The organism is Halorhodospira sp. 9622, from assembly GCF_022228025.1.
GTDB lineage: Bacteria > Pseudomonadota > Gammaproteobacteria > Nitrococcales > Halorhodospiraceae > Halorhodospira > Halorhodospira halophila_A.
This window is the reverse complement of the sequence record NZ_JAJNRE010000028.1, coordinates 1-20923: the sequence shown is the minus strand read 5'-3', so window position 1 is coordinate 20923 and position 20923 is coordinate 1. Positions and strand designations below refer to the sequence as shown.

The 20923-nt window shown below is 67.7% G+C and carries 21 protein-coding genes; 8 read left to right on the top strand and 13 right to left on the bottom strand.

Going from position 1 to position 20923, the window contains the following annotated elements:
• The 5 genes from LRG07_RS12010 to LRG07_RS11990 all read right to left on the bottom strand — a co-directional run.
• On the bottom strand, window positions 1–113 hold a 113-nt coding region (locus LRG07_RS12010; RefSeq protein ID WP_238642476.1), incomplete at its 3' end, for a glutamine synthetase.
• A 218-nt stretch (window positions 114–331) separates the two neighbouring features.
• Window positions 332–664, bottom strand: coding sequence for a hypothetical protein (locus LRG07_RS12005; RefSeq protein ID WP_201170903.1), 333 nt, complete (start codon window positions 662–664; stop codon window positions 332–334).
• Window positions 665–676: 12 nt separating this feature from the next.
• A complete protein-coding gene (locus LRG07_RS12000; protein WP_201170905.1) occupies window positions 677–952 on the bottom strand; it encodes an HU family DNA-binding protein in 276 nt (91 codons plus the stop codon).
• A gap of 80 nt (window positions 953–1032) precedes the next feature.
• Window positions 1033–1482 (bottom strand): ribonuclease HI, encoded by a 450-nt coding sequence (gene rnhA / locus LRG07_RS11995; RefSeq protein ID WP_201242212.1) that lies wholly within the window; start codon window positions 1480–1482, stop codon window positions 1033–1035.
• The gene (locus tag LRG07_RS11990) at window positions 1479–2210 is read right to left on the bottom strand and encodes a class I SAM-dependent methyltransferase (protein WP_201170911.1); all 732 of its coding nucleotides are present in this window, start codon (window positions 2208–2210) and stop codon (window positions 1479–1481) included. The genes rnhA and LRG07_RS11990 overlap by 4 nt, the downstream gene beginning before the upstream one ends.
• Window positions 2211–2358: 148 nt before the next feature.
• Between LRG07_RS11990 and gloB the strand changes: the two genes are divergently transcribed.
• Both gloB and LRG07_RS11980 read left to right on the top strand, forming a co-directional pair.
• A complete protein-coding gene (gloB, locus tag LRG07_RS11985) occupies window positions 2359–3126 on the top strand; it encodes a hydroxyacylglutathione hydrolase (protein WP_201170915.1) in 768 nt (255 codons plus the stop codon).
• Between the two features lie 92 nt (window positions 3127–3218).
• Entirely contained in the window at window positions 3219–4844 is a 1626-nt protein-coding gene (locus tag LRG07_RS11980; protein WP_238642472.1) for a LysM peptidoglycan-binding domain-containing protein, read from the top strand.
• 78 nt (window positions 4845–4922) lie between these two features.
• Here LRG07_RS11980 and minE read toward each other — a convergent pair whose 3' ends face one another.
• From minE to msrB, 7 genes are all read right to left on the bottom strand, one after another.
• On the bottom strand, window positions 4923–5204 hold the full coding sequence (minE, locus tag LRG07_RS11975) for a cell division topological specificity factor MinE (RefSeq protein ID WP_011814375.1): 282 nt from the start codon (window positions 5202–5204) through the stop codon (window positions 4923–4925).
• Window positions 5205–5212: 8 nt separating this feature from the next.
• Window positions 5213–6022, bottom strand: a complete 810-nt coding sequence (gene minD / locus LRG07_RS11970; RefSeq protein ID WP_201170918.1) for a septum site-determining protein MinD — start codon at window positions 6020–6022, stop codon at window positions 5213–5215.
• A gap of 22 nt (window positions 6023–6044) precedes the next feature.
• Window positions 6045–6785, bottom strand: a complete 741-nt coding sequence (gene minC / locus LRG07_RS11965; protein WP_201170921.1) for a septum site-determining protein MinC — start codon at window positions 6783–6785, stop codon at window positions 6045–6047.
• Window positions 6786–6796: 11 nt separating this feature from the next.
• Window positions 6797–8698 carry a molecular chaperone HtpG gene (gene htpG, locus LRG07_RS11960; protein WP_238634388.1) on the bottom strand — a complete coding sequence of 634 codons (1902 nt, stop codon included), beginning with the start codon at window positions 8696–8698 and terminating at the stop codon, window positions 6797–6799.
• A 103-nt stretch (window positions 8699–8801) separates the two neighbouring features.
• On the bottom strand, window positions 8802–9311 hold the full coding sequence (locus tag LRG07_RS13965) for a methylated-DNA--[protein]-cysteine S-methyltransferase (RefSeq protein WP_370641538.1): 510 nt from the start codon (window positions 9309–9311) through the stop codon (window positions 8802–8804).
• 19 nt (window positions 9312–9330) lie between these two features.
• Entirely contained in the window at window positions 9331–11220 is a 1890-nt protein-coding gene (gene ilvB, locus LRG07_RS11950; protein WP_201170929.1) for a biosynthetic-type acetolactate synthase large subunit, read from the bottom strand.
• A gap of 178 nt (window positions 11221–11398) precedes the next feature.
• The gene (gene msrB, locus LRG07_RS11945; RefSeq protein ID WP_238642469.1) at window positions 11399–11803 is read right to left on the bottom strand and encodes a peptide-methionine (R)-S-oxide reductase MsrB; all 405 of its coding nucleotides are present in this window, start codon (window positions 11801–11803) and stop codon (window positions 11399–11401) included.
• A gap of 166 nt (window positions 11804–11969) precedes the next feature.
• Between msrB and LRG07_RS11940 the strand changes: the two genes are divergently transcribed.
• Window positions 11970–14009, top strand: coding sequence for a CocE/NonD family hydrolase (locus LRG07_RS11940; RefSeq protein WP_201170934.1), 2040 nt, complete (start codon window positions 11970–11972; stop codon window positions 14007–14009).
• An 18-nt stretch (window positions 14010–14027) separates the two neighbouring features.
• On the opposite strand, the gene LRG07_RS11935 is transcribed toward LRG07_RS11940, so the two are convergent.
• Window positions 14028–14762 carry an NAD-dependent deacylase gene (locus tag LRG07_RS11935; protein WP_304118980.1) on the bottom strand — a complete coding sequence of 245 codons (735 nt, stop codon included), beginning with the start codon at window positions 14760–14762 and terminating at the stop codon, window positions 14028–14030.
• Window positions 14763–14910: 148 nt separating this feature from the next.
• Between LRG07_RS11935 and serB the strand changes: the two genes are divergently transcribed.
• The 5 genes from serB (at window position 14911) to LRG07_RS11910 (ending at window position 20870) form a co-directional block, all read left to right on the top strand.
• Complete coding sequence (serB, locus tag LRG07_RS11930; protein ID WP_201170935.1) at window positions 14911–16125, top strand: phosphoserine phosphatase SerB; 1215 nt, start codon at window positions 14911–14913, stop codon at window positions 16123–16125.
• Window positions 16126–16215: 90 nt separating this feature from the next.
• A complete protein-coding gene (locus tag LRG07_RS11925; RefSeq protein ID WP_238642467.1) occupies window positions 16216–17319 on the top strand; it encodes a BamA/TamA family outer membrane protein in 1104 nt (367 codons plus the stop codon).
• Between the two features lie 76 nt (window positions 17320–17395).
• Entirely contained in the window at window positions 17396–18313 is a 918-nt protein-coding gene (gene chlG / locus LRG07_RS11920) for a chlorophyll synthase ChlG (protein ID WP_201242207.1), read from the top strand.
• Complete coding sequence (locus LRG07_RS11915) at window positions 18310–19653, top strand: BCD family MFS transporter (RefSeq protein WP_201170942.1); 1344 nt, start codon at window positions 18310–18312, stop codon at window positions 19651–19653. The genes chlG and LRG07_RS11915 overlap by 4 nt, the downstream gene beginning before the upstream one ends.
• The gene (locus LRG07_RS11910; RefSeq protein ID WP_238642466.1) at window positions 19653–20870 is read left to right on the top strand and encodes a geranylgeranyl diphosphate reductase; all 1218 of its coding nucleotides are present in this window, start codon (window positions 19653–19655) and stop codon (window positions 20868–20870) included. Before LRG07_RS11915 ends, LRG07_RS11910 begins: the two co-directional genes overlap by 1 nt.
• The last annotated feature ends 53 nt before the right edge of the window (window positions 20871–20923 follow it).

Genomic DNA, 20923 nt, shown 5'->3' with positions numbered 1-20923 from the left:
ACGGGCAAAGTCACGTGCATCTCCTTGCCGCGGGTGTCGGTGAAGCGCAGATCGACGAACTTCACGTCCTCATCCTTGATGAGCTTGAGTACGTCCTTACCGGTTGCAGCCATGGGGTTCCACCTCCGAATCGGCTAATCAATGTTCCCCAGCTGGGGCTCACGAAGGTGGTAGCAATCCCTGTGCCAGCTTCCGGGATTCCCGCCCAGACGGGGCCTTATGATGGTGCAGCCGAGCGGGATGGAGGCCCGGTTGCACCATCGTGATGCAACCGGGCACGAGTGCGCACTCTCATAGTGCGACCCGGGAGGGGCTCCCCCGGGGCCAGGCGCTATCGCAGTTCCTGTAGCTCGTCTCGCGTCTCACGCAGCATCTCGCCGAGCACGCCCAGCATACGGACATCGTGCTCGGCCAGGGCATCCGGACACTCGCGCTGAATCGCCACACGAATGCTGCTCTCGCGAATGCCCTTGCGCTGGTAACGCTCGTCGAGCGCTGTGATGGCTTCTTGCTGCTGCTCGAAGGGCATGTCGTCGGCGTTGCGGATGTAGTCGCAGTAATCGGCAGCCAGCGTGCCAGCGTCACCACCGCTGCACGCGGCCATCAGGGCGCCTGCAATCCCCAGGCACCCTGCTCCGACCCAACGCCGAAGCCGACGGGACATGGCAACCTCCTGTTACTGATCCACCGAACGCTTGAGCGGCGCCCCAGGCTTGAAGCGGACGTTCATGCCGGCGGGGATGTCGATCAACTCCCCCGTCTGCGGGTTGCGCCCTTGCCGCTCGGGGCGCGCGACCACGGCGAACTTGCCAAACCCGGGGATCGAGACATCCTCCCCGCTCGCCAGGCTCTCCTCGATGCCCGTAAAGACAGCATTGACCGCATCCGTGGCGACACGCTTGGAGACCCCGGTTTCGGCTGCGACCTTGTCAGCCAGATCGGCTTTGTTCATGCGCTACTCTCCGGTTTGTTACAGGTTGGGAATTGGGCGTTCCGATTCTAGCCCAGGCCCGCCGGGGACGGGCAGCGGACCTAGGCGACCAGCTCGTCGATCCCCTGATTGGCCAGGGCATCGGCGCGTTCATTCTCGGCGTGACCGGCGTGGCCGCGCACCCAGCGCCACTCGACCCGATGGTAGGCCGCCAGCTCATCGAGCCGCTGCCACAGATCCTGGTTGAGCACGGGCTTGCGCGAGGCAGTTCGCCACCCCCGGCGCTTCCAGCCGTCCAGCCACTCGGTGATCCCACGGCGCACGTACTGCGAGTCGGTGGTCAGAACCACGCGGCAGGGCCGCTCCAGGGCCTCCAGGGCCCGGATCGCCGCGGTGAGCTCCATGCGGTTGTTGGTGGTCTCCGGCTCCCCGCCGTAGAGTTCACGCTCATGCTCGCCGTAGCGCAGCAGCACGCCCCACCCACCGGGGCCGGGATTGCCCCGACACGCGCCGTCCGTGAATGCCTCGACCACACCGCGCTGCTCGGTCACGCACTGCCTCCTCGATTCAGGGCCTGCACGCGGACCCGTCCCGCCGGATGCGCTGCACCGACGCGAGCCCCTCGGCCCACGCGCTCGACCAGGGTATGCCCCCGTAGCGATCCCGGCTCCCGCCGCACCGCTACGGTCATCTGTACGCCGGCGGCAAAGCGCCCGAGCCGGCGGAGCCTATCCTCCCACGGATCCAGTCGCTTTTGCAGGCGTTCACCCTGCATGGGCAACCGAAAACAGAGCGAGTGACGCGCCAGCGTCTCGAACCCGCAACGCCGCAGGTGGACCCCCACGCTGGACGCCGGCCACTGCCGCCCGCGCCACGGGGCCCGGGATGACCGGCACCAACCCCACAACCGACAAACGCCCCACAACCCCAACGGATTGAAGGTCAGCACGACCAACCGCCCCTCGGGGGCCAGCACTTGGTACGCCTCGGAAAGCACGGCCGCCGGCTCTTCACCGAACTCGAGGACGTGACTGAGGATCACGGCATCGACGCTGTGGCCGCGAAACGGCAGCTGCTGGGGGGTTGCCACTAGATCGCCCCCGGGCCCCACCCGCCACTGCCGGACGGTGGGGGCCAAAGGCAACGGATGGGCAACCGGACCGATGCAGACCGTATCACCAATCCCCAAATGCGCCAGGGCGTCGGCCACGGCCCCGCGCTCGGCAGCACCGACCCGCTGCCCCAACGGTGTGCCGTACCAGGCGTGAAGGTTCTGCATGTGCCCCCCCGTGGCGCGCATTCTTTCAGGTCCAACCTTACCCGAGCACTGCACTGAACTCATCTGCTCGCCCCCTCCGGCGCCCCGGAGAAACGCTGCGGCCGCGGGGGGTTTGCCGCACGGGCTTGACACGGTAGGATGCTCGGCGATGATTAGCGCCGAACCCCTCGCGGCACTTGCCGATAATTACATCTGGATGGCCCGGGACCACGCGGGCGCCGCCGCGATCGCCGTGGATCCAGGCGACGCCGAGGTGGTCGCGGCTTGGCTGAACGACCACCGCCTTCGCCTTGCCGGCATCCTGGTCACCCACCACCACGGCGATCACACCGCCGGCGTGGCGGAGTTGGCCGAACGGCACCAAGTGCCCGTGTTCGGCCCCGCTGGTGAGGCGATCCCGGCTGTCAACCACCCGGTCTCCGGCGGGGATCACTTCGCCCTGGATGGTTTCGGTGACTTCCGGGTACTGGACTGCCCCGGGCACACGGCCGGGCACATCGCCTACCTCTGGGACGGTCACCTGTTCAGTGGCGACACCCTCTTCGCCGGGGGCTGCGGCCGAGTCTTCGAGGGCACGGCCGGGCAGATGCACGCCTCCCTGCAGCGCCTCGCCGGACTGCCGGCCGATACCCGGGTCTGCTGCGGGCACGAATACACCGTCAAAAACCTGGAATTCGCCCACCGGGCTGATCCGGACAACGAACGGCTGGCCCAGCGCCTGCAGGCGGCGCGGCATGCCCGCGCCGCGGGACAGCCTACGGTCCCGTCGACGCTGGCCGAGGAGCTGGCCACCAATCCGTTCCTGCGCGCGGATCGCCCGGAGCTGCGCCGTTCGGCTCAGGACTGGTGCGGCAAAGACCTGGAGCAGGCGGATCACGTCTTCGCCGCGCTGCGGCAGTGGAAAGACGCCAGCTGAGGCCCGGCCACCGCCGGTACCGAGCAATCAAGAACAACAACCCGGACCTTGGGGGCATGACCGTGGACGTGAAACGGACAGCTGCCGGAGCGTTGACCGCGCTTTCTGTCACCGCCTGCACCAGCTTTGACTCGCGCACCTTTGTCCATGATCTGCACGGTCCGGAAGCGGACGGCCGGGACATCCCGGCCTGGGTGCGGGACCTGGAGACCGAAACCCTGGAAGCCGGCCTGGGTCGCCCCTTCGAACTGACACCGGACTATGACTACCAGCCCGGCCACTACACCCGCACCGTACCCGACTACCCCCTGCAGGTCTGGGACAGGCTGCGCACCTCGTTCCGGATCGACCGCTACGAGAACGAACGGGTCGAGCGCGAACTGCAGCTCTTCGCGGGCCGCGATGCCTATTTCGAGGCGGTCGGCCGGCGGGCCGAGCCGTACCTTCACTACATCCTCGACGAGCTCGAGGAGCGCGATCTCCCCGCCGAACTGGTCGCGCTCGCCATCGTCGAAAGCGGGTTCCGCCCCTTCGCTTACTCCCACGGTCGGGCAGCCGGCATCTGGCAATTCATCCCGAGTACCGGACGTTTCTTTGGCCTGGAGATGAACTACTGGTACGACGGCCGACGGGATCTGGTTGCCTCCACGGACGCGGCCCTGGACTACCTGGAGCGGCTCAACGAGGCGTTCGATGGCGACTGGCTGCTGGCCATGGCCGCCTACAACGCCGGCCAAGGTAACGTGCGGGCCGCCATACAGCGAGCCCGCGCCGAGGGCAAGGACCCCAATTACTGGAACCTGCAGCTGCCTGCCGAGACGATGCGCTACGTCCCGCGCATACTGGCGATCCGGGATATCCTTCAGGATCCCGAGGCCCACGACGTGGCACTGCCAAACATCCCCAACAAGCCGCGCATCCGGGTGGTCGAGGCGGACCGCCAGATCGACCTGGCGCTGGCCGCCGAACTCGCCGATATCTCCATCGACCGGCTCTACATCCTCAACCCCGGTCTCAACCGCTGGGCCACGGCCCCGGAAGGGCCGCATCGCCTGGTACTCCCCAAGGAGAACGCGGACCGGTTCGAGCGGGAACTCGCCGCCATGGACCCGGAGGACTTTGTCGAGTGGCGCCGCCACCGCATCGAATCCGGCGAGACACTGACCCACGTCGCCAACCAGTACAACGTCACCGTCGAGCTGCTACGGGATATCAACGGGCTGCGCGGCGATACCGTGCGCGCCGGCGACCACCTCTACGTCCCCGTCTCCAGCCACCCGCCCAGCGAGTACTCGCTGAGCGCTGCCAATCGCCTGGAGGCGCTGCAGAATCGGGAGCGCCAGGGCGAACGGCGCGAGCATACGGTGCAGGCGGGCGAGACGCTGTGGGACATCGCCCGCACTTACAATGTCGGGGTCAAGGAGCTGGCACGCTGGAATGGGATGGCGCCCGGGGACACCCTGCGGCCGAGCCAGGAGCTGGTCGTCTGGGTCGAGGGAGACGTCATGCAGGCCGCCGGCGGTCCCGGCGACAGCAGCACCCAGTCGGTCACCTACACGGTCCGCCAGGGGGACTCGCTGGCCCGGATTGCGCAGCGCTTCAACGTTAACGTCGGGGATATCAAGCGCTGGAACGGGATTTCGGAAGGCTCTTATCTACATCCCGGGGACCAGCTGAAGCTGGAAGTCGACGTTACGCAGCAAAGCAGCAGCCTTTAGCAGCACAGTGGGACCAGGTGTTGGCCCAAGGCCAGGCGCTGGGGCCTTGAGGCTCCGGGCACCGCGGCGCAGCCGTCGTTAGCGCTGCGCCCCCTCCTCCTCGCGCTCCGGGAGGGTGATGTTCAGCTCCAGAACCTCGTGCGGCCCGTCGCGCTCGACATCCACCCGCACCGCGTCCGGGTCGACCGTCACGTAGCGGCGAACCACCTCCAGCAGCTCCTGACGCAGCATAGGCAGGTAATCCGGTCCGCCACGCTCGGCCCGCTCATGGGAGACGATGATCTGCAGCCGCTCCTTGGCGACGCTGGCGCTGCCGCGCCGGCTTCGCCGCCGCTCACGAAAGTAGTCGGCGATCCCCATAGCCTTCATTAACCTCCAAACATCCGGCCAAACAGCCCGCGGCGCTCCGCCTGCAGGAACCGGTGGGGCCGATCCTCGCCCAGGTAGCGAGCGATGGCGTCGTCGTAGGCCTGCCCGGCGTCCTCGCCCTCTTCCAGCACCACCGGAATCCCGGCGTTCGATGCATTGAGCACGGACTGCGACTCCGGGATCACGCCGAGCAGATTGATGGCGAGGATCTCCTGGACATCCTCGACACTGAGCATGTCCCCCTTCTTGACCCGTTGCGCATCGTAACGGGTCAACAGCAGATGCTCCCGCACCGGATCGTCGCCCTGCTCCGCCCGCCGCGTCCGGCTGGCAAGCAACCCGAGGACGCGGTCGGAGTCGCGCACCGAGGAAACCTCGGGGTTGGTCACCACGATGGCGTCATCGGCGTGATACGAGGCCAGATGCGCCCCACGCTCGATACCCGCCGGCGAATCGCAGATGATGTAATCGAACTCCGCCCGCAACTCATCGAGCACGCGCTCGACCCCATCCGGGGTCAGCGCGTCCTTGTCCCGGGTCTGAGACGCCGGCAGGATCGACAGGTTCGACAGCCGCTTGTCCTTGATCAGGGCCTGATTCAGCCGCGCATCCCCGTTGATCACGTTAACGAAATCGAACACCACCCGGCGCTCGCAGCCCATCACCAGATCCAGGTTGCGCAGGCCGACATCGAAATCGACCACCGCGGTCCGATGGCCGGCCCTGGCGAGCCCGGCCGCCAGCGAGGCAGCCGTGGTCGTCTTGCCGACCCCGCCCTTGCCCGATGTTATGACGACAATCCTCGACACGCGTGCTCCCCCGTCGTGATTACTATTTTCCGAAGGCCTCAATCCGCAGGCCCGAGTGCTCATCCAGGTGGACGCGAGCCGGGCGGCCGATCAGATCGGTGGCGATCCGCTCATTGACCTGGTATTCGCCGGCCACGGAGACCAGCTCCGCTTCCAGTCCCTGACAAAAGATACTCGCCCCGGCGTTGCCTTGCACCCCGGCGAGTGCGCGACCTCGCAGCGCACCATAGATGTGGATGTCGCCGTCGGCCAGGACCTCGGCCCCCGGTCCCACCGGACCGAGCACCACTAGACTGCCTCCGCGCGCATAGATCTGCTGCCCGGAGCGCACCGGCGTCTCGATCACCCGTGTGGGCGCGGGCGCGGTAGCCGACGGGGCAGGTGTGGCCTCGCGCCGCGCAGGCCGTCCAACCGCCTGCCCGCCGGTGTCCCGCTCCTCCTCGGCGGGCAACACCCCCAGCCCGGCGGACTCGAGCCGCGCCGGATCCACACCGTTACCACGCACCGCCACGGGGGCAGCGCCCAGAGCCCGCATCTCGCGGGTCAGACGCTGCAGATCCAGCGCCCCGCCGTCAACCCCATCGAGATCGAGAAGCATAGGCGCCCCGCGCAGCAGGCGGGGCGCCTCCTCGAGCTTTGCGGTCAACTGCCCGATCAGGGCATCGACATCGGTGGTCAGGACCCGGACCACCGTTAGCGTCGCCATGCGTCCCTTGAGTTCGAAGGCCTCCGACGACGATGCATCCGGGGGTCTTGATGCCATGGTCACCCTCTTCAGCCGGCCAGCAGGTTGTTGACACGCCGGACATAGGCCGCCGGATCCTCAAGCTGCCCGCCTTCGGCGAGCAGGGACTGCTCGTAGAGGGTCAGGGCCCAGTCCTCGAAGCGCTGCCCCGATTCTGCCCCCAGCCGCTCGATCACCGAGTGATCCGGGTTGATCTCCAGCGCCGGCTTGCCGGTGGGCAGCTGGTGGCCGGCAGCCTGCAGCAGACGCTGCATGCCCATGCCAAAGTCATACTCGCCGACCACCAGGCAGGTCGGCGAGTCCGTCAGCCGGTGGCTGACCCGAACCTCGCTGACCCGCTCCCCCAGGGACGCCTGCAGACGCTGGCACAGCTCTTGGCAGGCCTGCTCCTTCTCCTCGCGAGCCTCCTTGTCGCCCTCCTCACCAAGGGCCTCCAAGTCCAGCTCACCCTTGGCCACCGAGGCCAGCTGCTTACCATCGTACTCATGCAGGTGGGCCACCAGCCACTCGTCCACCGGATCTGGCAAGAGCAAGACCTCGATACCGTGGCGCCGGAAGATCTCCAGGTGGGGGCTATTGCGCGCGGCGTTGAAGCTCTCCGCCGTCACGTAGTAGATCTTCTCCTGGCCCTCCTTCATCCGGGCGACATAGTCGTCCAGGCTCACGTCGGGGGTCTCTTTCTCCTCGTGCGTCGAGGAGAAGCGCAGCAGCCGGGCGATGCGCTCCCGATTACCGGGATCTTCGGCAACGCCCTCCTTGAAGACCCGGCCGAAGGCCTGCCAGAACGCGGCGTAATCTTCCGGCTCGTTCTTGGCCATGCGCTCGAGACGGTCGAGGATACGCTTGACCGAGGCCGAGCGCAGCGAGCTGATCATCGGGTTGTGCTGGAGCATCTCGCGGGAGATGTTCAGCGGCAGGTCATCGGAATCGATGACGCCCCGCACGAAGCGCAGGTAGCGCGGCAGCAGGTGCTCGGTGTCCTCGGTGATGAACACCCGCCGGACGTAGAGCTTGACCCCGTGCGCGGGCTTCTGCTCGTAGAGGTCGAACGGCGGCCGCTTGGGAATGTAGAGCAGCGAGACGTAGGACTGCCGCCCCTCGACGTGGTTGTGGATCCAGGTCAGGGGATCGTCGAAGTCGTGGGCAACGTGCTTGTAGAGTTCGCGGTAGTCCTCGTCCGAGACCTCGCTCTTCGGCCGCATCCAAAGCGCCGAGGCCCGGTTGACGATTTCCCGGCCTGGCTCCTCCGCCCCTTCGCCGGAGTCGTCGTCCGAGGCCGTGCTCGGCACGGGCATCTCGATCGGCACCGAGATATGATCGGAGTACTTGCGGATGATCTGCCGCAGGCGCATGCCGTCACAGAATTCCTGTTGCGCCTCGGGCAGATGCAGCACCACGGCCGTCCCCCGTTCGGAGCGCTCGATGGTGTCTACCGTGTAGGAGCCCTGGCCGTCGGATACCCAGCGCACGCCCTCGCCCGCGGGCGCGCCGGCCTTGCGGGTGTAGACCTCGACCCGGTCGGCGACCACGAAGGCCGAGTAGAACCCGACCCCGAACTGCCCGATCAGCTGCGCGTCCTTGTGCTGATCACCGGTGAGCTGCTCGAGAAAACGGCGGGTTCCCGAATGGGCGATGGTCCCGAGGTTCTCGATCACGTCGTCCCGGCTCATGCCGATGCCGTTGTCCGCCACCGTGATGGTGCGTGCCTCGGAATCGAAGTCGACACGGATCTTGAGCTCAGGGTCGCCTTCGTAGAGGGCCTCTTGCTGGAGTGCCTCGAAGCGGAGCTTGTCGATGGCATCCGAAGCGTTGGAGATGAGCTCGCGGAGGAAGACCTCCCGATTCGAGTACACCGAGTGGATCATCAGGCTCAGCAGCTGCTGAACCTCGGCCTGGAATTCGAGGGTCTCGCTCTGCGTACCTGCGCTCATGGGTGGGGTCCCCTCCTCCTCTCGTTGAACACGTGGATCCGCGCGCCGGAGCACGGCGTCGACGGCCTGCGTCGTCCGGATGTGGGACCTTCTGCGCGGCTTTTCAAGGGGACGGACCACGAGGCGCCGACGCCCGTTGCTCGCGCTCCAGCAACCACGCCTTGAACTGCGTCAAATGGCCCTGTCGGGCACCGGCGTAACCACCGCTGCCCCGAAGCCCCACCACCCGGTGGCAGGGGACAAGCAGAGGGAGCGGGTTGGCCCGGCACCCGGCACCGACGGCACGCGGAGAGGTCCCGAGCCGCCGTGCTAGCGCCCCGTAGGAAACCGTCTGCCCCGGCTGCAGCTCGAGCAGGGCGTCACGCAGGCACGCCTGAAACGGGGTAGCGGCCGGCGCCCGCGGGAGCCGCGCCGGACCGGCAGGGTGCTGCTCCCACGACTCTAGGCAGCGCACCACGCGAAGGGCCTGCGGATCAGCGGTCTCGTCCGGTGCCGGCGCGAGAGCATTCACCGAGACCGCCACGCGGGCCACGCGCCCCTGCGCGTCCAGGAACACCCCCAGCCAGAGGCCACCGAGCCGTGCCACCCCGTGCGGAGCGGGACCACCGCTCACGGCCCTCGGCCCGGCTCGCTCAGAAGAGGTCCGGAGACTCGCCGTCCTCGAGCTTGGTGCGCGGGCGCAGGGCCACATCCCGGCTCGGGATGTAATCGCCGGTCACCATCTCCTTGTAGCTGCTGCCCGGCCCAACCATCGGGAACACGCCAGCATCGGGATCGATCATCACCTCGAGGAAGGCCGGCCCGGGGAACTCGACAAAGGCTCGCAGGGCCTCCTCAAGCTCCGCCTTATCGGCGACCCGGCGGGCGAATTCATAGCCGTCGGCCTCCGCCGCCTTGATGAAGTCCTTGCGGTGCAGCGACTTGTCCGACCCGGAAAAACGATCGCCGAAGTAGAGCTTCTGCCACTGCCGGACCATACCGTCGCCGACGTTGTTCAGCGACAGGATCTTGACCGGCAGGTCGTAGGTCGTGGCCGTCTCCAGCTCGCCAAGGTTCATGCGCAGCGAGCCATCGCCATCGACATCGATGACCATCCGGTCCGGACGCCCGAGATAGGCGCCAATGGCCGCCGGCAGGCCAAAGCCCATGGTGCCCAGGCCGCCAGAGGTCAGCCACTGGCGCGGACCGCGGAAGTCGCAGTACTGCGCAGCCCACATCTGGTGCTGGCCGACGCCGGTGGCGATGATCGCCTCCCCTGCCGTGAGCTCGTTGAGTTTCTCGAGGACGTAGTGGGGCTGGATCAGCGCGCTGTCGCGATCGTAGTTCATCGGATGGCGCTCGCGCAGACCGCGGACGTGCTCGAGCCAGGCGTCGAAGCGAGGCTCGAACCCCATGGATTCCCCATAGCGCAGCAGCTGGCGCAGGCTACGCCCGGCCTCGCCGACGTGCGCCCAGTCAACCCCCTTGACCTTGCCGATCTCGGCGGCATCGATATCGATGTGGGCGATCTGCTCGGCGAGCGGCGCGAACTCCTCCACCTTGCCGGCCACACGGTCATCGAAGCGCGCGCCGACCGCGATGAGGAAATCGCAGTCCTCGACGGCGTAATTGGCGTAGGCCGTCCCGTGCATGCCGAGCATGCCCAGATAGAGATCGTCGGTGGTATCCATCGCGCCCAGCCCCATCAGGGTGCTGACCACCGGGATCCCGAACGTTTGGGCGAAGTCGCGCAGCTCCTGATGGGCCTCACCGTTGACCACGCCGCCGCCGACGTAGAGCAGCGGCCGCCGGGAGTGCTCGAGCATCTCCATGAAGGCGCGGCACTTGCGGTCCGAGAGCTTGGCCGAGCGCAGGGACTCCATGCGCTGACGATAACCGCGCACCTCCAGAACCCCTTCGCCCCGGAACTCGCCGATCCAGTTCTGCATATTCTTGGGCACATCGACTACGACCGGACCGGGACGTCCGGAGCGGGCCACCTCGAAGGCGGTGCGCACCGTGGCCTCGAGCTGCTCCGGGTCGGTGACCAGGAATACGTGCTTGGCACAACTGCCCATGATGTTGACGATGGGCGCCTCCTGGAAGGCGTCGGTCCCCATGGCGTGGGTCGGCACCTGGCCGGTGATCGCCACGACCGGCACCGAGTCGGCCATGCAGTCGCGAATCGGGGTCACCGTGTTCGTCGCCCCAGGGCCCGAGGTCACCAGGAAGCAGCCCACCTTACCGGTGGCGCGCGCATAGCCGGCCGCCATGAACCCCGCACCCTGCTCGTTGGCGGGGACGATCAGCCGAATGGGGTCCTCCTCTTCGCCGGCCTGTTGCTCCTTCCGGCGGCGCTCGTTGTACTTGAAGATGGCGTCGTAAGTGGGAAGGATCGCGCCGCCGCTGTAGCCGAAGAGCGTATCCACCCCCTCCTGCGCCAGGACCTCTACAATGATTTCACCGCCGCTCATGGTCTTGCCGGCAAGCGGATGGCGGGTTGCGTCGGTCTCTGCCTGGGGGTTGACGATTGCGGTATCCATTTTCCTCACGGCTCTTCGGCCTCTCGATTGCTCCACGAACACTGCAAGCGGGCGCGCCGGGCGACGCGACCGCCGCGGGGTACGTACACCGGTGGACCGGATATCCTACGCCGCCACCTGCCTGTTCAGCAAGGATACTCTGCCCCGGAACCGCCGCCCGGCACCGCGAACGAGGCGATCACTCCGGGGCGGCTTCCTCATCGAGCTGCAGTGCCACCGAATTAATGCAATAACGCAGCTGGGTCGGTGGCGGACCATCGGCGAAGACGTGCCCCAGGTGAGCGTCACAGGTCGCGCACAGGACTTCTTCTCGGACCATGCCGAGGGAACGGTCTTCCCGGATCACGATCTGGTCATCGTCGACCGGTGCCCAGAAGCTGGGCCACCCGGTACCGGACTCGAACTTGGTGCGCGAGGAGAACAGCGCTGAGTTACAGCACACGCACCGATACACCCCGGGCCGATCACAGTGGTAATAGGCCCCGCTGAACGGTGTTTCGGTGCTGCCCCGCCTGGTCACCGCAAACTGCTCCGGCGTCAGCAGTTCCCGCCACTCCGCCTCGCTCTTGTCGATCTTGGCCACACGTCACCCCTTCGATCTACCGCCGTGCCCGGACCCGGACGGGCTACACCGTCCCATCCACTTCCCTTCAACATAACGGGGGATGGCGCCGCCGACCACCCAGGTGCCATCCACCGGCCACGGCGCTATATTGAGAGGATGACATCCGCACGGGAGCATGTACCCCATGGCAGCCAGAGCGGTCCATGAACTACCCAACGAAGTCGAGGTCGTCGAGCACCAGTGGATCACCATGCGCGACGGCACCCGTCTTTCGGCGCGCATCTGGAAGCCCGCCGGAGCGGAGCGGAACCCGGTCCCGGCGGTGCTCGAATTCATTCCCTACCGCAAGCGCGATATCAAGCGCATGCGCGACACGCAGATCCACCACTACTTCGCGGCCCACGGCCACGCCGGGGTGCGGGTCGACCTGCGTGGCAGCGGGGACTCCGAAGGGGTCCTGACCGACGAGTACCTGCTGCAGGAGCAGGAGGATGCCGAGGACATCCTGCGCTGGCTCGCCGAGCAGCCCTGGTGTACCGGGGACGTGGGGATGATGGGCATCTCCTGGGGGGGCTTCAACGCCCTTCAGGTGGCCGCCCGCCGGCCGCCGCAGCTCAAGGCCGTGATCGCCGTCGCAGCCACGGATGATCGCTACGCCGACGACGTCCACTACAAGGGCGGCTGCCTGCTAAACGACAACCTGTCGTGGGCATCGGTGATGTTCGCCTTCAACTCCATGCCACCCGATCCGAAGATTGTCGGCGACCGCTGGCGGGAGATGTGGATGCAACGCTTGGAAGACAGCGGACTATGGGTCAAGCGGTGGATGAGTCACCCGCAGCGCGACGACTACTGGCGCCACGGCTCGGTCTGCGAGGATTACAGCGCCATCCAGGTCCCGGTGATGATCGTCTCCGGCTGGGCGGACGGCTACCCGAATCCGGTCTTCCGCCTGGTCGAAAACCTGCAGGCTCCTTGCAAGGGCCTGGTCGGCCCCTGGAGCCATATCTATCCCCATATGGGGCTGCCAGGCCCCCAGATCGGCTTCCTTCAGGAGGCACTGCGCTGGTGGGATCAGTGGCTCCGTGGCGAGGAGCGGGGCCTTCTGGAGGAGCCGCGCCTGCGGGTCTGGATGCAGGACAGCGTGCGCCCGCGCACCCAGTACGCCAGCCGCCCTGGCCGCTGGGTGGCCGAGCCGAGCTGGCCGTCGCCGAACATCGACTGGACCCGGCTGCAACTGTCACCGCGGCACATGCAGTGGCCCGGTGAACCTCCGCCGGAGACCGACGCGGGTAAACCTGTGGCCATCCAGTCGCCACTCTCCCTGGGGCTGTTCGGCGGCAAGTGGTGTTCCTACAACAACGGCCCCGACCTGCCCTACGACCAGCGCGAGGAGGACGGTGGCGCCCTGATCTTCGACACGCAGCCCCTGGAGGAGGCGGTGGAGATCCTCGGCGCCCCCGTCGTGGAGCTGGATCTTGAATCCAGCAGGCCAGTGGCGCAGATCGCCGTGCGCCTCTCCGACGAGGCCCCGGACGGCAAGGCGACCCGCGTCACCTACGGCGTGTTAAACCTCTGCCACCGCAACGGCCACGACCAGCCCGCCTACCTGGAGCCGGGCAGCCGTGAACGCATCCGGGTCCCCCTGGACCACATCGCCCAGTCATTCCCCCGGGGCCACCGCATCCGACTCGCTGTATCCACTTCCTACTGGCCCCTGGCCTGGCCGCCACCGCAGCCGGTGCGTCTGACCCTCTATCCGGAGGGCTGTCACCTTGATCTACCGGTGCGCCCGCCCCGGGAGGAGGACCGGGGGCTGCCCGCGTTCGATGAGGCCGAGGCGGCGCCACCCCCGGCATCGACGGCCCTGGAGCACGGCCACGGCAATTGGATCGTTTCGCGCGACCTGGCACGGGATGAGTCGACCCTACACGTGATCGAGGACGATGGCCGCGCTTACCTGGAGGACGTGGACCTGGAGGTCGAACGCTCCGCGGACGAGTGGTATCGGGCACGCGGCGACGACTTCACCTCCCTGAGCGGCGAGGTCATCCACCGCCGACGGCTACGCCGCGGTGACTGGTCGATCTACACCGAGACCCGCACCCTGCTCACCTGCGACGAGGGCCACTTCCGAATCCACGCCACCCTAGATGCCTACGAGAACGGGCTGCGCGTCTTCGCCAAGACCTGGGATGAGCGGGTGCCGCGCGCTTTCCTCTGAACCGCGGCACGCGGCGATTCAGACCTGCTCGGTCGCCGCCCCGACCAGCGCCGGCAGGATCTCGCCGGCGCTGCCGCGCAGGCTCCAGTCCGCCACCGGGGTCAGCGGTGTGGGCTCCCGGTTGACCTCCAGGACCGGGATATCCCGCTCCAGCGCTTCGAGCGGCAGGGAAGCAGCCGGCTGGACCAGTGAGGAGGTGCCAACGGAGAGGACCAGGTCGGCCTCCCGGACCGCAGTCACCGCAGCCTCGACGGCACCGGACGGCAGGGCCTCGCCGAACCAGACCACATCCGGACGCAGCAAATCGCCACTGTGCGGACACCGCGGCAACTCCGGGGCATCCGAAGCGCCGGCTACCGCACCCTCGAAGACACGGTCGCGGTGGATATTGCCGTGCAGCTCGATGATGTCGTGGCTCCCGGCGCGCTGGTGTAGGCCATCGACGTTCTGGGTGATTACGCGCAGGCCGCCAAGTTGCCGCTCCCAGTCGGCCAAGGCGCGGTGCCCGGCATTGGGCTCGGCCTGTTCGGCCAGGCGCCGGCGCTGCGCGTACCAGGCCCAGACCCGGCGGGGGTTGCGCCGGAAGGCTTCCGGTGTAGCCAGCTCCTCGGGGTCGAAACGCTCCCAGAAGCCGCTCTGCGCATCCCGGAACGTCGGCACACCACTCTCGGCCGAGATCCCGGCGCCGGTCAGCGCCACCACCCGGGCGGCCCGATGAAGCACCCGCCTGAGCCCCTCTTCGATGTGCGTCACTTGCAATCTCCTCGCCACCAGTCAGGGAAACGCGCGGAAGCGTTTTAGTCTGCGATGAGCCCGCGGATTCGGCAAGGGCTCACGGTGTCCACCACGGCCGGGGCCGGATCCCCTACAATGACGCGCTCACCCCGGAATGGTAGATGCTATGAGCGAGATCATCCTGATCAACGTGTCCGGCGAGGATCAGCCGGGACTGACCTCTTCCCTGATGGGCATCCTGGCCGAGTACGATGTCGACATCCTCGACATCGGGCAGGCGATGATCCACGACACCCTGTCGCTCGGCATTCTCATCGAGGTACCGGAGCAGAAGGACGTCTCCCCGGTGCTTAAGGACGTGCTGTTCCACCTCCACGATGCGGGGATGCAGGTGCGTTTCACCCCGGTGGCACAGGAGCAGTACGAGCACTGGGTGCGTGGCGCCGGCAAGCCGCGGCACATCATCACCCTGCTCGGCCGAAGCGTGAGCGCCGCGCAGATTGCCCGCATCTCCAGCGTCGTCACCGCCCAAGGGTTGAATATCGAGGACATCGTGCGACTCTCTGGCCGTCGCCCGCTGCATCTGGAGGGTCGACGCTCAAGAGCCTGTGTGGAGCTGACGGTGCGGGGCCAGCCCGTCGACACCGACGCCATGAAGCGCGACTTCATGGAGATCTCCCAGCAGCTCGGGATCGACATCAGCTTCCAGGAAGACAATCTGTACCGGCGCAACCGTCGCATGGTCGCCTTCGACATGGACTCCACGCTCATTCAGCAGGAGGTCATCGACGAAATGGCCAAGGCGGCCGGCGTCGGCGAGGAGTGCGCGCGAGTCACCGAGCAGGCCATGCGCGGCGAGATCGACTTCCGCGAGAGCCTGCGCCAGCGCGTCCGCCTCCTGGAGGGACTGCCCGAAGAGACCCTGGAAGAGGTCGCCCGGAGCCTGACGCTAACCGAGGGCGCCGAGCGGCTGATGCGTACGCTGAAGGCCTTCGGCTACGTCACCGCGATTATCTCCGGTGGCTTCACCTACTTCGGGCGCCATCTGCAGAAACACCTGGGCATCGACTACGTCTACGCCAACGACCTGGAGATTGTCGACGGTCGACTGACCGGGCGGGTCCAGGGCGAGATCGTCGATGGCCCGCGCAAGGCCGAGCTGCTGCGCCACATCGCGGAGCAGGAGGGCCTGGCCCTGGAACAGGTAATCGCCGTCGGGGACGGCGCCAACGACCTGCCCATGCTGCGCCTGGCCGGGCTCGGTATCGCCTTCCACGCCAAGCCGGTGGTCCAGGAGAGCGCGCGGCAATCGATCTCCACCCTGGGCCTGGACGGGACCCTGTATTTGATGGGCATCAAGGACACCGACACCCCGGCCTGACGCGGCCGGGATAAGGGCGCCTTCCGCCAGGGGCTTGCCCGGGGCTATAGTGGCGTCGGTCCCGCTAGCCCGATCGCCGACGACAGCCCCATGGCCCGACGCGCCCGCCAACTGCTGGCCGCCCTGTTCATCGGCCTGGGCGGCGCCCCCGCCCTCCTGAGCGCCGGCTCACCGGGGGGCGTGGTCGTGCCGCTGGTCTTCTACACCCCGGAAACCGGGGGGGCCGGCGGAGCAACGGCGGTGCTCTTCCGGCCACGCCAGCTGGCTACCGGTGCGGAGGGCACCGACACCCTCAGCCTGGTAGGCTTCTATACTGCAGAAAGCCAGTACCTGGCCGCCCTCAGTGGCCGCGCCTACCTGGCTGATGGGCGCTGGCTGATCGCCAACAGCACCACACTCAGCGAGTTTCCCCGGGATTACTATGGGCAGGGCTCCCTGGCTCGGCAGGACGATGAGGAGTCGTACACCGCACTGCGCCGCAGCAACAGCCTCCGCCTGCAACGCTGGGTTGGCGCCCCCTGGTACGCGGGCGTGCGCTGGGATGCCGCTCGCTACGACCTGGAGGACGTCGATGCGGACGGCAAGGTGGATCGGTACTACCAGGAGCGTGAACTGCCGCGCGAGAACCGGCTCCACGGCGTCGGTGCCACCGTCTCCCAGGACACTCGCAGCGGCCCGTTCTTCCCCACCTCCGGCAGTCGCACGGAGCTGGCGGCGGTGGCCTTCCCCGAGTCACTGGGGGCCGATGAGGCGTTCGGTGTGATCGAGCTCGACCATCGCCACTACTTCGGCATCGGCGAGCGACACGCCGTCGCGCTGCAATTCGTCGGCGAGTACGCCGGTGACCACGCACCGCTGCCGCTCCAACCCCGACTGGGCGGCAGCACCCTGCGCGGGTTCTACGAGGGGCGCTACATCGACAACGTGCTGCTTGCCGGACAGGCCGAGTGGCGCTTTCCCATCGCCGGGCGGTGGCAGGGCGCTGCCTTCGCCGGCGCCGGCGACGTCTTCCCGCGCCTTTCGGAGGCCTCCACAGAACACCTGAAGTACGGGGTTGGCGGCGGCCTGCGGTACGTCCTCGTGCCCGACGCCGGCATCCACCTGCGTCTCGATTTCGCCCGCGGGTACGCCCGCGGCGAGGCGGAAGATGGCGACGGCCTGGCCGTCTACTTCAACCTGGGCGAGGCGTTCTGACCCGCCGCGGCGAATGGGCGCGGCCGACTGTCACGCCCGCTTGACGCCGGGGATCGGGGCTCCTTACTGTACCGTCATGTCTGGGGCAGCTCATCCTGATACAGCGCTCACGCGCCCGCGTCTGGCGACGGTGTTCGAGATCATGCATCCGATCACCTGGTTCGCGCCGATGTGGGCATTCGCCTGTGGTGTCATTTCCGTGGGCGCTTCCCCGGAGGGGATCCACTGGCTGATGATCGCCGCCGGTGTGCTGCTCGCCGGTCCGCTGGTCTGCGGCACCAGCCAGATCGTCAACGATTGGTACGACCGCCACGTGGACGCCATCAACGAGCCCGACCGCCCCATTCCCTCGGGCCGCATGCCCGGGCGTTGGGGGCTCTACATCGGGATCGGCACCACTTTGCTCGCCCTGGCCGTCGCCGCTGCCCTCGGGCCGGTGGTCCTCCTGGCCGCCTGTATCGGCCTCTTCCTGGCCTGGGCCTACAGCGCCCCTCCCATACGCCTGAAGCGCAACGGCTGGATCAGCAACGCCGCTGTGGGCCTTTCCTACGAAGGGCTGCCTTGGGTCACCGGTGCGGCCATCATGGCCACCGGGCTTCCGGACTGGCGGATCCTGCTCGTCGCCCTGCTCTACAGCATCGGCGCCCACGGCATCATGACCCTCAACGACTTCAAGGCCATTGAGGGCGACCGGCAGACCGGGCTCAAGACGGTGCCCGTTCATCTCGGCGCGCAGAATGCGGCGCGCCTGGCCTGTGTCGTCATGGCGCTGCCGCAGGCGGTGGTGATCGGCCTGCTCCTCGCCTGGGAGCAGCCCTGGCACGCCCTGATCGTCAGCGCCCTGTTAGCCGCTCAGCTTCTGCTGATGATCCGGCTGCTACACGATCCAAAAGCTTACGCCCCCTGGTATAACGCCACGGGCACGACCCTCTACGTGCTCGGCATGCTGGCCACGGCCTTCGCCTTGGGCGGCATGCTCGGAGGCAGCGCATGAGCGCACCCAACATCGGCTGGCTGGGGATCCTCCGGCTCGGCCTCGTCCAGACGGCCCTGGGCGCTGTGGTGGTGCTGACCACCACTACCCTCAATCGCGTCATGATCGTCGAGCTGGCCCTGCCGGCGATGCTGCCCGGCATGCTGGTCGGCTTCCACTACGCCGTTCAGATCCTGCGCCCGCGCCTGGGCTACGGATCGGATGTGGGCGGGCGACGAACCCCGTGGATCCTTGGCGGCATCCTGGTGCTTGCCGCCGGCGGGGTCACCGCCTCCTTCGCGACGGCGCTCATGGAGACCAACACTGCCGGCGGTGTTGCCCTCGCTACGGTCGCCTTCCTCATGATCGGGGCCGGTGTCAGCAGTGCCGGTACCGCGCTGCTCGCCCTGCTGGCGACGCGGGTGTCACCGGAGCGACGTGCACCTGCAGCGATGGTCACCTGGGTGATGATGATCGCCGGGTTCGCGGTGACGGCAGGCACCGCCGGGCACTTCCTTGATCCGTTCTCCATGGAGCGCCTGGTGGGGGTCACCAGCGTCGTCTGCGCCCTGGCGGTCGTCCTGGCCTTCGTCGCCGTCTGGGGCGTCGAGGGCGAAGGGCGCGAGAGCGTCGGCGCCCATGCGCAGAGCACCCCAACGACCCCCTTCTTTCAGGCCCTGGGCCAGATCTGGGATGAACCGAAGGCGCGGCGGTTCACCATCTTCGTGTTTTTCTCGATGCTCGCCTACAACTCCCAGGATCTTATCCTGGAGCCGTTCGCCGGCCTGGTCTTCGGCCTGACCCCCGGGCAGTCCACCCAGCTGGGCGGGTTTCAGAATGGCGGCGTCCTGGCCGGGATGCTGCTCGCGGCCCTCGCCGGTCGCGGCAAACTCGGCAGCCTGCGCACCTGGACCATCGGCGGTTGCATCGCCTCGAGCATCGCTCTGGGCAACCTGATCGTCGTCGCTGGCGTCCAAGAGCTTTGGTGGGAGAGTGTTTCCGAGAGCGGCCTCTGGCGTGTCGGCCTGCCGGTGTTCGCGCTCGGCGCGGCCAACGGCGCCTTCGCCGTAGCCGCCATCGGCTCCATGATGCGCCTCGCCAGCGAGGGCCAGGAGCGCCGGGAGGGGGTCCGCGTCGGCCTCTGGGGCGCAGCCCAGGCCATCGCCTTCGGCCTCGGCGGCTTCCTCGGAACCGTTGGCGTCGACGCAATCCGCTACCTGGCCGGTGACGAGACGGCCGGATACTCCATGGTCTTCGGGCTCGCCGCCCTGCTCTTCCTGGTCTCGGCCTGGCTGGCTGCGCGGGTGGACCGAGCCGGCGAGACCGACCAGAAATACGGCACCGCCACAGCAGGGAGCTGATGCCCATGAGCAACTCGCAGAATGTCGAGCGCTTCGATGTCGCTGTCGTCGGTGGTGGCCCTGCGGGTGCCACTGCAGCCCGATACCTCGCGCAACAAGGTCACGCCGTACTACTACTCGACCGCCCGGGCCGCATCAAGCCGTGCGGCGGCGCGATCCCTCCGCGCTGCGTCCAGGATTTCGAGATCCCCGACGAGATGATCTGCGCCACCGTGGGCTCCGCCCGCATGGTCTCGCCCTCCGACCGCCACGTGGACATGCCGATCCAGGACGGCTACGTGGCCATGGTCGATCGCGAGGTCTTCGACGAATGGCTGCGCAACCGTGCCGCCGAGGCCGGCGCCGAGCGACGCGAGGCCACCTTCAAGCACCTTGAGGAGGGCGACGGCGGCGTCTACCTCCGCTACACCGAGGGTCGGGGTGGCCCGGAGGCCGAGCCCCGCCAAGTCTGGGCGCGGTTCGTTATCGGCGCTGATGGCGCCAACTCCGCCGTGGGCCGGCAGGCCATCCAGCGGGCGACCGAGATCCCCCAGGTCGCCGCCTACCATGAGATCATCGAAGCCCCGGCTGCCGGCGACGACGACCGCTTCGATCCACGCCGGGCCGACGTCTACTACCGCGGCTCGATCTCTCCCGACTTTTACGGCTGGATCTTTCCCCATGGCGACACGGTCAGTGTCGGCGCCGGCAGCGCGGTCAAGGGTTTCTCCCTGCGCTCGGCCGTGGAGCGCTTGCGCCAGGACGCCGGACTGGAACAGGCGACAACCCTGCGCCGGGAGGGGGCACCGATCCCGATGCACCCGCTCAAGCGCTGGGACAACGGGCGCAATGTGGTCCTAGCCGGCGACGCCGCCGGCACCGTGGCCCCCGCCTCCGGCGAGGGGATCTACTACGCCATGGTTGGGGGACAAAATGCCGCCCAGGCCGTGGAGCAGGCCTTGGACACCGGCGACGGCGCGGCCCTCGCACAGGCGGAGAAGGCCTTCACCAGGGACCACGGCCAGGTCTTCCGGGTACTCGGCGTGATGCAGCGTTTCTGGTACACCAACAACAACCGCCGGGAGCGGTTCGTGCGGATCTGTGCCGACCCGGACGTGCAGGCGCTGACCTGGGATGCGTACATGAACAAGCGCCTCGTTCGAGCACGTCCGCTCGCACATATGCGCATCTTCTTCAAGAACATCGCGCACCTGACCGGGCTGGCACCGGTCCGCTGACCGCGCAAGGGGTGCGGCGGCCGAACCCGGCCGCTCGTGCCCCTACTCGCTCC